This window comes from Streptomyces sp. NPDC007157 (assembly GCF_040634235.1).
Lineage (GTDB): Bacteria > Actinomycetota > Actinomycetes > Streptomycetales > Streptomycetaceae > Streptomyces.
In genome coordinates this window covers 70,454-85,870 of sequence record NZ_JBEYFE010000037.1, presented here as the reverse complement: position 1 = coordinate 85,870, position 15,417 = coordinate 70,454, and the positions used below count along the sequence as shown (strand labels likewise).

Annotated in this window: 14 protein-coding genes; 13 read left to right on the top strand and 1 reads right to left on the bottom strand. The window is 69.9% G+C overall.

What is annotated here, in order from left to right:
* Positions 1-62: 62 nt before the first annotated feature.
* Positions 63-566, bottom strand: a complete 504-nt coding sequence (gene bldD, locus ABZ642_RS41875) for a transcriptional regulator BldD (protein WP_020938842.1) — start codon at positions 564-566, stop codon at positions 63-65.
* A 254-nt stretch (positions 567-820) separates the two neighbouring features.
* On the opposite strand from bldD, the gene pyrR reads away from it, so the two are divergent.
* The 13 genes from pyrR (at position 821) to metK (ending at position 15,219) form a co-directional block, all read left to right on the top strand.
* On the top strand, positions 821-1,396 hold the full coding sequence (gene pyrR, locus ABZ642_RS41870; protein WP_360495450.1) for a bifunctional pyr operon transcriptional regulator/uracil phosphoribosyltransferase PyrR: 576 nt from the start codon (positions 821-823) through the stop codon (positions 1,394-1,396).
* An 85-nt stretch (positions 1,397-1,481) separates the two neighbouring features.
* A complete protein-coding gene (locus ABZ642_RS41865) occupies positions 1,482-2,462 on the top strand; it encodes an aspartate carbamoyltransferase catalytic subunit (RefSeq protein ID WP_351735628.1) in 981 nt (326 codons plus the stop codon).
* A 5-nt stretch (positions 2,463-2,467) separates the two neighbouring features.
* Positions 2,468-3,754 carry a dihydroorotase gene (locus ABZ642_RS41860; RefSeq protein WP_360495447.1) on the top strand — a complete coding sequence of 429 codons (1,287 nt, stop codon included), beginning with the start codon at positions 2,468-2,470 and terminating at the stop codon, positions 3,752-3,754.
* The gene (locus ABZ642_RS41855; RefSeq protein ID WP_360495444.1) at positions 3,751-4,320 is read left to right on the top strand and encodes a hypothetical protein; all 570 of its coding nucleotides are present in this window, start codon (positions 3,751-3,753) and stop codon (positions 4,318-4,320) included. Before ABZ642_RS41860 ends, ABZ642_RS41855 begins: the two co-directional genes overlap by 4 nt.
* A complete protein-coding gene (gene carA, locus ABZ642_RS41850; RefSeq protein WP_360495441.1) occupies positions 4,317-5,459 on the top strand; it encodes a glutamine-hydrolyzing carbamoyl-phosphate synthase small subunit in 1,143 nt (380 codons plus the stop codon). Before ABZ642_RS41855 ends, carA begins: the two co-directional genes overlap by 4 nt.
* Positions 5,452-8,763: a carbamoyl-phosphate synthase large subunit gene (carB, locus tag ABZ642_RS41845; protein WP_360495438.1), complete on the top strand. Its 3,312-nt coding sequence runs from the start codon at positions 5,452-5,454 to the stop codon at positions 8,761-8,763. Before carA ends, carB begins: the two co-directional genes overlap by 8 nt.
* Before the next feature lie 156 nt (positions 8,764-8,919).
* A complete protein-coding gene (locus tag ABZ642_RS41840) occupies positions 8,920-10,026 on the top strand; it encodes a quinone-dependent dihydroorotate dehydrogenase (RefSeq protein ID WP_360495435.1) in 1,107 nt (368 codons plus the stop codon).
* A complete protein-coding gene (pyrF, locus tag ABZ642_RS41835) occupies positions 10,023-10,868 on the top strand; it encodes an orotidine-5'-phosphate decarboxylase (RefSeq protein WP_360495432.1) in 846 nt (281 codons plus the stop codon). The genes ABZ642_RS41840 and pyrF overlap by 4 nt, the downstream gene beginning before the upstream one ends.
* 267 nt (positions 10,869-11,135) lie before the next feature.
* Positions 11,136-11,459, top strand: coding sequence for an integration host factor (locus tag ABZ642_RS41830; protein WP_003977346.1), 324 nt, complete (start codon positions 11,136-11,138; stop codon positions 11,457-11,459).
* Positions 11,460-11,519: 60 nt separating this feature from the next.
* Positions 11,520-12,113: a guanylate kinase gene (gene gmk / locus ABZ642_RS41825; RefSeq protein ID WP_360495430.1), complete on the top strand. Its 594-nt coding sequence runs from the start codon at positions 11,520-11,522 to the stop codon at positions 12,111-12,113.
* Between the two features lie 51 nt (positions 12,114-12,164).
* The gene (gene rpoZ / locus ABZ642_RS41820; RefSeq protein ID WP_003982715.1) at positions 12,165-12,437 is read left to right on the top strand and encodes a DNA-directed RNA polymerase subunit omega; all 273 of its coding nucleotides are present in this window, start codon (positions 12,165-12,167) and stop codon (positions 12,435-12,437) included.
* Positions 12,438-12,565: 128 nt separating this feature from the next.
* A complete protein-coding gene (gene coaBC / locus ABZ642_RS41815) occupies positions 12,566-13,771 on the top strand; it encodes a bifunctional phosphopantothenoylcysteine decarboxylase/phosphopantothenate--cysteine ligase CoaBC (RefSeq protein WP_360495427.1) in 1,206 nt (401 codons plus the stop codon).
* A 239-nt stretch (positions 13,772-14,010) separates the two neighbouring features.
* Positions 14,011-15,219, top strand: a complete 1,209-nt coding sequence (gene metK, locus ABZ642_RS41810) for a methionine adenosyltransferase (RefSeq protein WP_360495424.1) — start codon at positions 14,011-14,013, stop codon at positions 15,217-15,219.
* Positions 15,220-15,417: the final 198 nt, after the last annotated feature.

Genomic DNA, 15,417 nt, shown 5'->3' with positions numbered 1-15,417 from the left:
GGCCGGAACCCATCGGGTTCCGGCCGCCCCGGCGGCACGTTTCTGCTCAGGCGTTGTGGGGGTCAGGCGTCCTCGTGGGTGGCGACCGCGCGGCGCGCGTCCGCGTCCAGGACGCCCCAGCTGATCAGCTGCTCGGTGAGGACCGAGGGGGACTGGTCGTAGATGACGGCCAGTGTGCGCAGGTCGTCCTGGCGGATCGACAGCACCTTGCCGTTGTAGTCGCCGCGCTGGGACTGGATCGTCGCCGCATAGCGCTGCAGCGGGCCCGCCTTCTCGGCCGGCACGGTGGCCAGCCGCTCCAGGTCCAGGACCAGCTTCGGCGGGGGCTCGGCGGCGCCGCCAGGCGTGGTGCCCGGCAGCAGCTCCTGCACCGGGACCCCGTAGAAATCCGCCAACTCGGCAAGGCGCTGCACGGTCACGGCACGGTCGCCGCGCTCGTACGAACCGACCACCACGGCCTTCCAGCGACCCTGGGACTTCTCCTCGACACCGTGGAGGGAAAGGCCCTGCTGGGTGCGGATGGCCCGGAGCTTGGCCCCGAGCTGTTTGGCGTATTCGCTGGACATATAGCTCCCCGGACACTGTGTCGACGCGGCCGGCCTTTGGTTCCCGCCGCGCGGCTGGTAACTCACTGTGAGGTTACGCAGCGTTACTCTCTCGCGTCAAGCCGAATGGTCCGCACCGACTCTTCCGTGGTGGCGATGGCCGATTAGGCCAAGGGGGTGATCGGGGGCCCCTCCGGCACCTGATAGCGTGGATGGCGCAAATCCGACGTCCTTTAAGGTCCGTCCCGTGAGGCGGAGAAGGGGGTCCGTTTCGTATGGACAAGCAAGTAAAGCCCGACCTTTCGGCATCCGATGCCCGGCCCGTGCTCGAAGGGCCCGACATCGCGCGGGTACTGACCCGCATCGCCCACGAGATCGTCGAGCGCGCCAAGGGCGCCGACGACGTGGTGCTCCTCGGCATTCCGACGCGTGGTGTCTTCCTCGCCCGGCGGCTCGCCGCCAAGCTGGAGGAGATCACCGACCGCAAGATGCCCGTCGGTTCCCTCGACATCACGATGTACCGCGACGACCTGCGCATGCACCCGCCGCGCGCGCTGGCCCGCACCGAGATCCCCGGTGACGGCATCGACGGCAGACTGGTCGTCCTCGTCGACGACGTGCTGTTCTCCGGCCGCACCATCCGCGCCGCCCTCGACGCCCTGAACGACATCGGGCGCCCGCGCGCGGTCCAGCTCGCGGTCCTCGTCGACCGCGGCCACCGCGAACTGCCCATCCGCGCCGACTACGTCGGCAAGAACCTCCCCACGTCGCTGCGGGAGACGGTCAAGGTCCTGCTCGCCGAGGAGGACGGTCGCGACACCGTGCTGCTCGGTGCGAAGCCGACCCCTTAGCAAGTCCAGGGGCCCGCACCGCATCGGTGCGCCCACGCTTGCCCGTAACCTCCCGATATGTGAACTGCCTTACGGAGCCTGACAGATGCAGCGTCATCTCATCTCGGCCGCCGACCTCACCCGCGACGACGCCGTCCTGATCCTCGACACCGCCGAGGAGATGGCCCGGGTCGCCGACCGGCCGATCAAGAAGCTGCCGACCCTGCGCGGCCGCACCGTGGTCAACCTCTTCTTCGAGGACTCGACCCGGACCCGGATCTCCTTCGAGGCCGCCGAGAAGCGGCTGTCGGCGGACGTCATCAACTTCACCGCCAAGGGGTCGAGCGTCTCCAAGGGCGAGTCCCTGAAGGACACCGCCCAGACCCTGGAGGCGATGGGTGTCGACGCCGTCGTCATCCGGCACGGCGCCTCCGGCGCCCCCTACCGCCTCGCCACCTCCGGCTGGATCGACGCCGCCGTGATCAACGCCGGCGACGGCACCCACCAGCACCCCACCCAGGCCCTCCTGGACGCCTTCACCATGCGCCGCCGGCTCGTCGGCCGGGACGCCGGGATAGGGCAGGACCTGGCCGGCAAGCGCATCACGATCGTCGGCGACGTCCTGCACAGCCGGGTCGCCCGCTCCAACGTCGACCTGCTGCACACCCTCGGCGCCGAGGTCACCCTGGTCGCCCCGCCCACCCTGGTGCCGGTCGGCGTCGGGAACTGGCCCTGCGAGGTGTCGTACGACCTCGACGCCGTCCTCCCCAAGTCCGACGCGGTGATGATGCTGCGCGTCCAGCGCGAGCGCATGAACGCCGCGTTCTTCCCGACCGAGCGCGAGTACTCACGGCGGTACGGCCTCGACGGCGACCGCATGGCGCGGATGCCCGAGCACGCCATCGTGATGCACCCCGGCCCGATGGTCCGCGGTATGGAGATCACCGCCGAGGTCGCCGACTCCGACCGCTGCACCGTGGTCGAGCAGGTCGCAAACGGAGTCTCCATCCGGATGGCCGTTCTCTACCTCCTGCTCGGCGGCAACGAACCCGCCGTCAGCCACGCCCGCACCATCGAGGAGAAGTAAGTCCCATGAGCAAGATCCTGATCCGTGGTGCGAAGGTGCTCGGCGGTGAGCCGCAGGACGTCCTGATCGACGGTGAGCTCATCGAGGCGGTGGGCAGCGGGCTGTCCGCCGAGGGCGCCGAGGTCGTGGAGGCCGCCGGCAAGGTGCTGCTGCCGGGCCTGGTCGACCTGCACACCCATCTGCGCGAGCCCGGCCGCGAGGACTCCGAGACCGTGCTGACCGGCACCCGTGCGGCTGCCTCCGGCGGCTACACGGCCGTGTTCGCCATGGCCAACACCTTCCCGGTCGCCGACACCGCCGGTGTGGTCGAGCAGGTCTACCGGCTCGGCCAGGAGCACGGCTACTGCGACGTCCAGCCCATCGGCGCCGTCACCGTCGGCCTGGAGGGCAAGAAGCTCGCCGAACTGGGGGCCATGCACGAGTCGGCCGCCGGGGTCACCGTCTTCTCCGACGACGGCAAGTGCGTCGACGACGCCGTGATCATGCGCCGCGCGCTGGAGTACGTGAAGGCCTTCGGCGGGGTCGTCGCCCAGCACGCGCAGGAGCCGCGGCTGACCGAGGGCGCCGAGATGAACGAGGGTGTGGTCTCCGCCGAGCTGGGGCTCGGCGGCTGGCCGGCGGTGGCCGAGGAATCGATCATCGCCCGGGATGTCCTGCTCGCCGAGCACGTCGGCTCCCGCGTCCACATCTGCCACCTCTCGACCGCCGGATCCGTCGAGATCGTGCGCTGGGCCAAGTCCCGGGGCATCGACGTCACCGCCGAGGTCACCCCGCACCACCTGCTCCTCACCGACGAGCTGGTGCGGTCCTACAACCCGGTCTACAAGGTCAACCCGCCGCTGCGCACCGAGCGCGACGTCCTGGCCCTGCGCGAGGCGCTCGCCGACGGCACCATCGACATCGTCGCCACCGACCACGCCCCGCACCCGCACGAGGACAAGGACTGCGAGTGGGCCGCCGCCGCCATGGGGATGGTGGGGCTGGAGACCGCGTTGTCGGTGGTGCAGGAGACCATGGTGGACACGGGCCTGCTGACCTGGGCCGGCGTCGCCGACCGGATGTCCGTCAAACCCGCGCGGATCGGACGGGCCACCGGTCACGGCCGTCCCGTCTCGGCTGGTGAGCCCGCCAACCTCGCCCTCGTCGACACGGAATACCGTGGCCTGGTGGACCCCGCGGGCTTTGCCTCGCGCAGCCGCAACACCCCGTACGAGGGGCGTGAGCTGCCGGGCCGTGTCACCCACACATGGCTGCGGGGCAAGGCGACGCTCGTGGACGGGAAGCTGACGTGACACCTCTGATCCTGCTGGCCGACGAGAAGAAGTCGGCCGCGGTCACCGACTGGTCCGCGCGCATCGGCTGGCTCGTCGGGCTCGCCCTCTTCGTGGCGCTCGTCTACTGGCTGATGCGCGAGGGCTGGAAATGGCGCGGCACCCTCCAGGGTGACCTGCCCGAGCTGCCCAGCGCGCCGGACGACCTCGGCACGGCCAGACTGACGATGAGCGGCCGCTACCACGGCTCCACCACCGCCGGGCAGTGGCTGGACCGCATCGTGGCCCACGGCCTCGGCTCCCGCAGCCGGGTCGAGCTCACCCTGACCGACGCGGGTCTGGACGTCGTACGCCCCGGGGCGACCGACTTCTTCATCCCCGCCGCCGCGCTCCGTGAGGCCCTGCTCGGCAAGGGCATCGCGGGCAAGGTCCTCACCGAGGGCGGACTGCTCGTGGTGACCTGGCAGCACGGCGACCGGCTGATCGACTCCGGATTCCGCTCCGACCACGCGGCCGAGCACACCGAGTGGGTCGACGCCCTCAACTCCATGATCAAGACACCCAGCACGGAAGGCGCCGAACGATGACGACCTCCACAAGGGGAGCCGGCAAGGCTCCCGCCGTACTCGTCCTGGAGGACGGCCGGATCTTCCGCGGCCGCGCCTACGGGGCCGTGGGGGAGACCTTCGGCGAGGCCGTGTTCTCCACCGGTATGACCGGCTACCAGGAGACCCTCACCGACCCGTCCTACGACCGCCAGATCGTGGTCGCCACCGCCCCGCAGATCGGCAACACGGGGTGGAACGACGAAGACGACGAGTCCAGCCGCATCTGGGTCTCGGGCTACGTCGTGCGCGACCCCTCGCGCGTGCCCTCCAACTGGCGTGCCCGGCGCTCCCTGGACGACGAACTGGTCGCGCAGGGCGTGGTCGGCATCTCCGGGATCGACACCCGCGCCCTCACCCGCCACCTCCGTGAGCGCGGCTCGATGCGCTCCGGCATCTTCTCGGGCGAGGCGATCGCCGCCGACTCCGAGCTCCTCGCGCGCGTGCAGGCCCAGCCGCACATGAAGGGCGCGAGCCTCTACGAGGAGGTCGCGACCAAGGAGGCGTACGTCGTCCCCGCGGTCGGGGAGAAGCGATTCACCGTCGCCGCCATCGACCTCGGCATCAAGGGCATGACCCCGCAGCGGATGGCCGAGCGCGGCATCGAGGTGCACGTGCTGCCCGCGACCGCCACCGAGGACGACGTGTACGCCGTCTCCCCGGACGGCGTGTTCTTCTCCAACGGTCCCGGTGACCCGGCCACGGCCGACGGCCCGGTGGCCCTGATGGCCTCCGTCCTGGAGCGGAAGACCCCGCTGTTCGGCATCTGCTTCGGCAACCAGATCCTCGGTCGCGCGCTCGGCTTCGGCACCTACAAGCTGAAGTACGGCCACCGGGGCATCAACCAGCCGGTCCAGGACCGTACGACCGGCAAGGTCGAGGTCACCGCGCACAACCACGGCTTCGCCGTGGACGCCCCGCTCGACCAGGTCAGCGAGACGAAGTTCGGCCGCGCCGAGGTGTCCCACGTCTGCCTGAACGACGACGTCGTGGAGGGGCTGCAGCTGCTCGACCAGCCGGCCTTCTCCGTCCAGTACCACCCCGAAGCGGCAGCCGGCCCGCATGACGCCGCCTACCTGTTCGACCGCTTCGTTTCCCTGATGGAGGGCCAGCGTGCCTAAGCGCACCGATATCCAGTCCGTCCTGGTCATCGGCTCCGGCCCGATCGTCATCGGCCAGGCCGCCGAGTTCGACTACTCCGGCACCCAGGCCTGCCGCGTGCTGCGCGCCGAGGGCCTCAGGGTCATCCTGGTCAACTCCAACCCGGCGACGATCATGACCGACCCGGAGATCGCCGACGCGACCTATGTCGAGCCGATCACCCCGGAGTTCGTCGAGAAGATCATCGCCAAGGAGCGCCCCGACGCCCTGTTGCCCACCCTGGGCGGCCAGACGGCCCTGAACACCGCGATCTCGCTCGACGAGAACGGCGTCCTGGCCAAGTACGGCGTCGAGCTCATCGGCGCCAACGTCGAAGCCATCAACAAGGGCGAGGACCGCGACCTCTTCAAGGAGGTCGTGGAGGAGGTCCGCCGCAAGATCGGGCACGGCGAGTCCGCGCGGTCGGTCATCTGTCACACCATGGATGAGGTCATCGCGGGCGTCGAGGAGCTCGGCGGCGGCTACCCGGTCGTGGTCCGCCCCTCCTTCACCATGGGCGGCGCCGGCTCCGGCTTCGCCCACGACGAGGAGGAGCTGCGCCGGATCGCCGGCCAGGGCCTGACCCTCTCGCCCACCACCGAGGTGCTCCTGGAGGAGTCCATCCTCGGCTGGAAGGAGTACGAGCTGGAGCTGATGCGCGACAAGCACGACAACGTCGTGGTCGTCTGCTCCATCGAGAACTTCGACCCCATGGGCGTGCACACCGGCGACTCGATCACCGTCGCCCCGTCGATGACGCTGACCGACCGCGAGTACCAGATCCTGCGGGACATCGGCATCGCCGTGATCCGCGAGGTCGGTGTCGACACCGGCGGCTGCAACATCCAGTTCGCGGTGAATCCCGAGGACGGCCGGGTCATCGTCATCGAGATGAACCCGCGCGTGTCGCGGTCCTCGGCGCTCGCCTCCAAGGCCACCGGCTTCCCGATCGCGAAGATCGCCGCCAAGCTGGCCGTCGGTTACACGCTCGACGAGATCCCCAACGACATCACGCAGGAGACCCCGGCCTCCTTCGAGCCCACGCTCGACTATGTCGTCGTCAAGGCCCCGCGCTTCGCTTTCGAGAAGTTCCCGCAGGCCGACTCCACGCTGACCACGACCATGAAGTCGGTCGGCGAGGCGATGGCCATCGGCCGCAACTTCCCCGAGGCCTTCCAGAAGGCGCTGCGCTCGCTGGAGAAGAAGGGCAGCCAGTTCACCTTCGTCGGCGAGCCCGGCGACAAGGAAGCGCTGCTGCACGAGGCGGTACGGCCCACCGACGGCCGGATCAACACCGTCATGCAGGCCATCCGCGCGGGCGCCACGCCCGAGGAGGTCTTCGAGTACACGAAGATCGACCCGTGGTTCGTGGACCAGCTCTTCCTGATCAAGGAGATCGCGGACGAGCTGGCGGCCGCCGCCGAACTCACCCCCGACCTGCTCGCCGAGGCCAAGCGGCACGGCTTCTCCGACCAGCAGATCGGCGAGATCCGCGGGCTGCGTGAGGACGTCGTCCGCGAGGTCAGGCACGCGCTCGGCGTCCGCCCGGTCTACAAGACGGTCGACACCTGCGCGGCCGAGTTCGCCGCGAAGACGCCGTACTTCTACTCCTCCTACGACGAGGAGACCGAGGTCGCCCGGCGCGAGAAGCCGGCCGTCATCATCCTGGGCTCCGGTCCCAACCGGATCGGTCAGGGCATCGAGTTCGACTACTCCTGCGTGCACGCGTCCTTCGCGCTGTCGGACGCCGGGTACGAGACCGTGATGGTCAACTGCAACCCGGAGACCGTCTCCACCGACTACGACACCTCCGACCGGCTGTACTTCGAGCCGCTCACCCTGGAGGACGTGCTGGAGATCGTCCACGCCGAGCAGCAGGCCGGTCCGGTCGCCGGTGTGGTGGTGCAGCTGGGCGGGCAGACCCCGCTGGGTCTGTCGCAGGCGCTGAAGGACAACGGAGTGCCGATCGTCGGCACGTCCCCCGAGGCCATCCACGCGGCCGAGGACCGGGGCGCCTTCGGCCGGGTCCTCGCGGAGGCGGGTCTGCCGGCCCCCAAGCACGGCACCGCCACCAAGTTCGCCGAGGCGAAGGCCATCGCCGACGAGATCGGCTACCCGGTGCTCGTCCGGCCGTCGTACGTCCTCGGCGGGCGCGGCATGGAGATCGTCTACGACGAGACCCGCCTCGCCGCCTACATCGCCGAGTCGACCGAGATCAGCCCCTCCCGGCCGGTGCTCGTCGACCGGTTCCTGGACGACGCGATCGAGATCGACGTCGACGCGTTGTACGACGGCCAGGAGCTGTACCTCGGCGGCGTCATGGAGCACATCGAGGAGGCCGGCATCCACTCCGGCGACTCGGCGTGCGCCCTGCCGCCGATCACGCTGGGCGGCTTCGACATCAAGCGCCTGCGGGCCTCGACGGAGGCCATCGCGAAGGGCGTCGGCGTGCGCGGTCTGATCAACATCCAGTTCGCGATGGCCGGGGACATCCTCTACGTCCTCGAAGCCAACCCGCGCGCGTCCCGTACGGTCCCCTTCACCTCGAAGGCGACCGCGGTGCCGCTGGCGAAGGCCGCCGCCCGGATCTCGCTGGGCGCGACCGTCGCCGAACTGCGCGCCGAGGGCCTGCTGCCGGCCCGCGGCGACGGCGGTGAGCTGCCCTTCGACGCGCCGATCTCCGTCAAGGAGGCGGTCATGCCGTGGTCGCGGTTCCGCGACATCCAGGGCCGCGGCGTCGACACCGTGCTCGGCCCGGAGATGCGCTCCACCGGCGAGGTCATGGGCATCGACTCGGTCTTCGGCACGGCGTACGCCAAGTCGCAGGCGGGGGCGTACGGGCCGCTTCCTACCAAGGGCCGCGCGTTCATCTCGGTCGCCAACCGCGACAAGCGCTCGATGATCTTCCCGGCGCGTGAGCTGGTCGCCCACGGCTTCGAACTGCTCGCCACGTCCGGCACCGCCGAGGTGCTCAAGCGCAACGGCATCAACGCGACCGTTGTCCGCAAGCAGTCGGAGGGCGTCGGACCGCAGGGCGAGAAGACGATCGTTCAGCTGATCCACGACGGCGAGGTCGACCTCATCGTCAACACCCCGTACGGCACGGGGGGTCGCCTGGACGGGTACGAGATCCGGACGGCCGCGGTGGCCCGGTCGGTGCCGTGTCTGACGACGGTGCAGGCGCTGGCCGCGGCCGTACAGGGGATCGATGCGCTGAACCACGGGGACGTGGGGGTGCGGTCGCTCCAGGAGCACGCGGAGAGGTTGACGGCCGCGCGGGACTGACAGGCCGTACTTCGGCTGCGGGCCGGTTGTGGCCGGTCGCGCCCACGCGGCGGAGCCGCATATTGAGTACCGCCCCGCGCCCCGTAGGGGCGCGTTGCCCAGCTGTCGACATGGGGGGCACCGTACGTCGGTGTCCCCCCTTCGCATGAGGACTCCATGTACAAGATCTTCTTCAACCTCGTTTTCAAGCGGATGGACCCGGAACGGGCCCACCACCTCGCCTTCCGGTGGATCCGGCTCGCCGCCCGCGTTCCCGTGCTGCGTACCTTCGTCGCGGCCGCTCTGGCTCCCCGCTACAGGGAACTGCGCACCGAGGCCTTCGGGTTGCGGATGCACGGGCCCTTCGGGCTGGCCGCGGGGTTCGACAAGAACGCCGTCGCGATCGACGGGATGTCGATGCTCGGCTTCGATCACGTCGAGATCGGGACCGTGACCGGTGAGGCGCAGCCCGGTAATCCCAAGAAGCGGCTGTTCCGGCTCGTCGCCGACCGGGCGCTGATCAACCGGATGGGGTTCAACAACGACGGATCGCTGACCGTCGCCGCGCGGCTGGCGACCCGTGAACCCGTCTTCAAGACCGTCGTGGGCGTCAACATCGGCAAGACCAAGGTGGTACCGGAGGCCGAGGCGGTCCGCGACTACGTGAAGTCCGCCGAGCGGCTCGCGCCGTACGCCGACTACCTGGTCGTGAACGTGTCGTCGCCGAACACGCCGGGCCTGCGCAACCTCCAGGCCGTCGACCATCTGCGTCCGCTCCTGACGGCCGTGCGCGAGGCCGCCGACCGTGTGGCGGCGAACCGCCGGGTGCCGCTGCTGGTGAAGATCGCGCCTGACCTCGCCGACGAGGACGTCGACGCGGTCGCCGACCTGGCGGTCGAGCTGGGGCTCGACGGGATCATCGCGACCAACACCACCATCGCGCGGGAGGGCCTCGGGCTGCGCTCCGACGCTGAGCTGGTGAAGGAGACCGGGGGGCTTTCGGGGGCGCCGCTGAAGGCGCGGTCCCTGGAGGTGCTGCGGCGCCTGTACGCGCGCGTGGGCGACCGGATCACCCTGGTCGGTGTCGGCGGCGTCGAGAACGCCGAGGACGCCTGGCAGCGCATCCTGGCCGGTGCCACGCTGGTCCAGGGGTACAGCGCCTTCATCTACGAGGGGCCGTTCTACGCTCGCGGCCTCCACAAGGGGCTCGCGGCCCGCCTGCGCACCAGCCCGTACGCCACGCTCGCCGACGCGGTCGGCGCCGATGTGAGGAAGACCGTATGAGCCCGTTGGAACCCTTCGGCGCGCGGCTGCGCCGTGCGATGGACGAGCGCGGTCCGCTGTGCGTCGGCATCGACCCGCACGCCTCGCTGCTCGCCGAGTGGGGTCTGAACGACGACGTGGCGGGGCTTGAGCGGTTCAGCCGTACCGTCGTGGAGGCGGTGGCCGACCGGGTCGCGGTCATGAAGCCGCAGAGCGCGTTCTTCGAGCGGTTCGGCTCGCGCGGGGTGGCCGTCCTCGAGCGGGTGGTGCGGGAGGCACGGGACGCCGGGACGCTGGTCGTCATGGACGCCAAGCGCGGCGACATCGGCTCCACCATGGCCGGGTACGCGGAGGCCTTCCTCAGCAAGGACGCGCCGCTGTTCTCGGACGCCCTGACCGTCTCGCCGTACCTCGGCTACGGCTCGCTCAGCCCGGCCGTGGCGCTGGCCCGGGAGAGCGGGGCCGGCCTCTTCGTACTGGCGCTGACCTCGAACCCGGAGGGCCCCGAGGTGCAGCACGCGGTGCGCGGCGACGGCCGGACGGTCGGCGCGACCATGCTGGCCCACCTGGCCGCCGAGAACGCCGGGGAGGAGCCGCTGGGCTCCTTCGGCGCCGTCGTCGGTGCCACGGTCGGCGACCTGTCGTCGTACGACCTCGACATCAACGGCCCGCTGCTCGCACCGGGCGTCGGGGCGCAGGGGGCGACGGCGGCCGACCTTCCCACGGTGTTCGGGGCGGCGGTGCGCAACGTGGTTCCAAACGTGAGCCGAGGTGTTTTGCGTCACGGTCCCGATGTCGGGGCCCTGAGGGCGGCCGCGGACCGGTTCGCGGGCGAGATCCGGGATGTCCTCGCAGGTCGGTGAGGACTCCGATGAGCGCTCCGGTGAGCACTTCGGCGACGGCCGAAGCGTGAATACATCCTCAAATCCGGGGCAGTATGTCTGAAATGTCTGGCCTGACGGAGGCTGACCAGGACTTTTCCGCTGTTCTCGCTGACTCCGGCGGACTTGCCCGCTAGTCTCCGAGCAGAGTCAACGGGCAAGCGTGTTGCTCGTAGCTCCCCAGGTGAGGGCCGACTAGGTTCCTCACCGGTCCGTATCCGACAGTTCGACATCCGAGGTGACGTAGGCGTGGCTCTTCCGCCCCTTACCCCTGAACAGCGCGCAGCCGCGCTCGAAAAGGCCGCCGCGGCTCGCCGGGAGCGGGCCGAGGTCAAGAATCGACTCAAGCACTCCGGCGCCTCTCTCCACGAGGTCATCAAGCAGGGTCAGGAAAACGACGTCATCGGCAAGATGAAGGTCTCCGCCCTGCTCGAGTCCCTGCCGGGCGTGGGCAAGGTCCGCGCCAAGCAGATCATGGAGCGACTCGGGATCTCCGAGAGCCGCCGGGTGCGTGGCCTCGGGTCCAACCAGATCGCGTCCCTGGAGCGCGAGTTCGGCAGCACCGGCTCCTGATCACCGGGCCGCCCGGGACGCACGTCCCGGGCAACCTGCGATTGCTGGAATAATCGCTGCATGGCTGCAACATTCCGGGGGACGACCCCCGAGCCCCCGGACGTACGTCCGCGGCTGACCGTGCTCTCCGGCCCCTCCGGGGTCGGTAAGAGCACGGTCGTCGCCCATATGCGCAAGGTGCACCCCGAGGTCTGGCTCTCGGTGTCGGCGACGACCCGCAAGCCCCGCCCGGGCGAGAAGCACGGAGTGCAGTACTTCTTCGTCTCCGACGAGGAGATGGACAAGCTCATCGCCAACGGCGAGCTCCTGGAGTGGGCCGAATTCGCGGGCAACCGCTACGGCACCCCGCGACAGGCGGTGCTGGAGCACCTGGAGTCCGGTGTGCCGGTGCTGCTGGAGATCGACCTCCAGGGCGCCCGGCAGGTCCGCGAGTCCATGCCGGAAGGCCGGCTGGTGTTCCTGGCTCCCCCTTCCTGGGAGGAGCTGGTGCGCAGGCTCACCGGACGGGGCACCGAGCCGCCCGAGGTGATCGAGCGCCGTCTGGACGCTGCCAAGATCGAACTGGCGGCGGAGCCGGAGTTCGACGAGACGCTGGTCAACACCTCCGTCGAGGACGTGGCGCGCGAGCTGCTAGCCTTGATGGACGTTGTGTGATCGTCTCTGGTCATTCAGACTGAATCTTTCCCATCCATCGGAAGGCAGAGCGTGTCCTCTTCCATCACCGCGCCCGAGGGCATCATCAACCCTCCGATCGACGAGCTCCTCGAGGCCACCGACTCGAAGTACAGCCTCGTGATCTACGCGGCCAAGCGTGCCCGCCAGATCAACGCGTACTACTCGCAGCTCGGCGAGGGTCTCCTGGAGTACGTCGGTCCGCTCGTCGACACCCACGTCCACGAGAAGCCGCTCTCCATCGCCCTGCGCGAGATCAACGCGGGTCTGCTGACCTCCGAGGCCGTCGAAGGCCCGGCACAGTAGTGCTGCAGTAGTACTTTCGTATTGCAGTTGACTTACCCACAGGCCCGGCAGCCGACTGTCGGGCCTGTGGTGTGTGATGGAGTCGTGCGCCGGGGCCGGTGCACGGGAGCCGAGTGCGGGGAGAGACGGTGCGCAAGCCGAAGGTCGTGCTGGGGGTCAGCGGTGGCATCGCCGCCTACAAGGCCTGCGAGCTGCTGAGAAGGTTCACCGAGTCGGGCCATGACGTCCGGGTCGTCCCCACCGCCTCCGCGCTGCACTTCGTCGGCGCCGCCACCTGGTCCGCCCTGTCCGGCAACCCCGTCTCCACCGAGGTCTGGGACCACGTCGAAGAGGTCCCGCACGTCCGGATCGGCCAGCACGCCGACCTGGTCGTGGTCGCCCCCGCCACCGCCGACATGCTCGCCAAGGCGGCCCACGGCCTCGCCGACGACCTGCTCACCAACACCCTCCTCACGGCCCGCTGCCCGGTCGTCTTCGCCCCCGCGATGCACACCGAGATGTGGGAGCACCCGGCCACCCAGGAGAACGTGGCCACGCTGCGCCGTCGCGGCGCCGTCGTCATCGAACCGGCGGTCGGCCGACTCACCGGCGTCGACACCGGCAAGGGCCGGCTGCCCGACCCGGCGGAGATCTTCGAGGCCTGCCGCCGCGTCCTCGCGCGGGGGGTGCGGGAGCCCGACCTGGCCGGCCGCCATGTCGTCGTCTCCGCCGGCGGTACCCGGGAGCCCCTCGACCCGGTCCGCTTCCTCGGCAACCGCTCCTCCGGCAAGCAGGGCTACGCCCTCGCCCGTACGGCCGCCGCGCGGGGCGCCCGGGTGACGCTGGTCGCGGCCAACACCACCGGCCTGCCCGACCCGGCCGGCGTGGACGTCGTCCCGGTCGGTACGGCCGTACAGCTGCGGGAGGCCGTGCTCAAGGCGGCCGCCGACGCCGACGCCGTGGTCATGGCCGCCGCCGTCGCCGACTTCCGCCCCGCGGTCTACGCGGCCGGGAAGATCAAGAAGAAGGACGGCCAGGATCCCGAGCCGATCGTCCTGGTGCGGAATCCGGACATTCTCGCGGAGATCTCGGCCGACCGGGCGCGGCCCGGACAGGTGATCGTGGGCTTCGCCGCCGAGACCGACGACGTCCTCGCCAACGGCCGCACCAAGCTGGCGCGCAAGGGCTGCGACCTGCTCGTGGTGAACGAGGTGGGGGAGCGCAAGACCTTCGGCTCCGAGGAGAACGAGGCCGTGGTGCTGGGCGCCGACGGCAGTGAGACGCCTGTGCCGCACGGGCCCAAGGAAGCCCTCGCCGACATCGTGTGGGACCTGGCCGCGGCCCGACTGGGTTAACTTTTTCCGGCCATTTGTCAACTTTCCCGGACGCCACATTAGGGTGTGGGGGCCCTGTTCAACGCCGCCGCTCATTGGGCAGAATGCCCGTGCCGCAGGTCACAGCACTTCCGAGTGTCGAGACAGGTGGGCCGGCGGCGGAGTACGACCGATAAACTGTTCTCGGATGATGCCGGGCGCAGCTCCCCGTGTCGTCCGCCAATGATCAGCCAGCAGCCGCTGCAACCCCAGGGAGCGTTGTGTCCCGTCGCCTGTTCACCTCGGAGTCCGTGACCGAGGGTCACCCCGACAAGATCGCTGACCAGATCAGCGACACCATTCTCGACGCGCTTCTGCGCGAGGACCCGACCTCCCGGGTCGCCGTCGAGACGCTGATCACCACCGGCCTGGTGCACGTGGCCGGCGAGGTCACGACCAAGACGTACGCGGACATCGCGACGCTGGTCCGCAACAAGATCCTCGACATCGGCTACGACTCGTCCAAGAAGGGCTTCGACGGCGCCTCCTGCGGCGTGTCCGTGTCGATCGGCGCGCAGTCCCCGGACATCGCGCAGGGTGTGGACACGGCGTACGAGAACCGGGTCGAGGGCGACGACGACGAGCTCGACAAGCAGGGCGCCGGCGACCAGGGCCTGATGTTCGGTTACGCGACCGACGAGACGCCGACCCTGATGCCGCTGCCGATCTTCCTGGCGCACCGCCTGTCCAAGCGCCTGTCCGAGGTCCGCAAGAACGGCACCATCCCCTACCTGCGCCCGGACGGCAAGACGCAGGTCACCATCGAGTACGACGGCGACAAGGCCGTCCGCCTCGACACGGTCGTCGTCTCCAGCCAGCACGCCTCGGACATCGACCTGGAGTCGCTGCTCGCCCCCGACATCCGCGAGTTCGTCGTGGAGCCGGAGCTGAAGGCCCTGCTGGACGAGGGCATCAAGCTCGACACCGAGGGCTACCGCCTGCTGGTCAACCCGACCGGCCGCTTCGAGATCGGCGGCCCGATGGGTGACGCCGGCCTGACCGGCCGCAAGATCATCATCGACACCTACGGCGGTATGGCCCGCCACGGTGGCGGTGCCTTCTCCGGCAAGGACCCGTCCAAGGTCGACCGCTCCGCCGCCTACGCCATGCGCTGGGTCGCCAAGAACGTCGTCGCGGCCGGCCTGGCCTCCCGCTGCGAGGTCCAGGTGGCCTACGCGATCGGCAAGGCCGAGCCCGTCGGTCTGTTCGTGGAGACCTTCGGCACCGCCAAGGTCGACGCCGAGAAGATCGAGAAGGCCATCGACGAGGTCTTCGACCTGCGTCCGGCCGCGATCATCCGCGACCTCGACCTGCTCCGCCCGATCTACGCCCAGACCGCGGCGTACGGCCACTTCGGCCGCGAGCTCCCCGAGTTCACCTGGGAGAAGACGGACCGCGTGGACGCCCTGCGCAAGGCCGTGGGCCTGTAGCCCCGGAGCCACCTCGGCGAAGGCCCGGTTCCCCTTCGGGGGAGCCGGGCCTTCGTCGCGTCCGCCGGGCGCGGAAATCGGCTGGCCGCAGTGACGGGGTGATCAGTACCGTGGTGCCGTCCCGGTGCGATGGCTGCGGTTACTTCCGTGGAGCGTGCCTTTGGGTGCGCGGTGAAGCTGGTGTGTTTCGACCGTCGC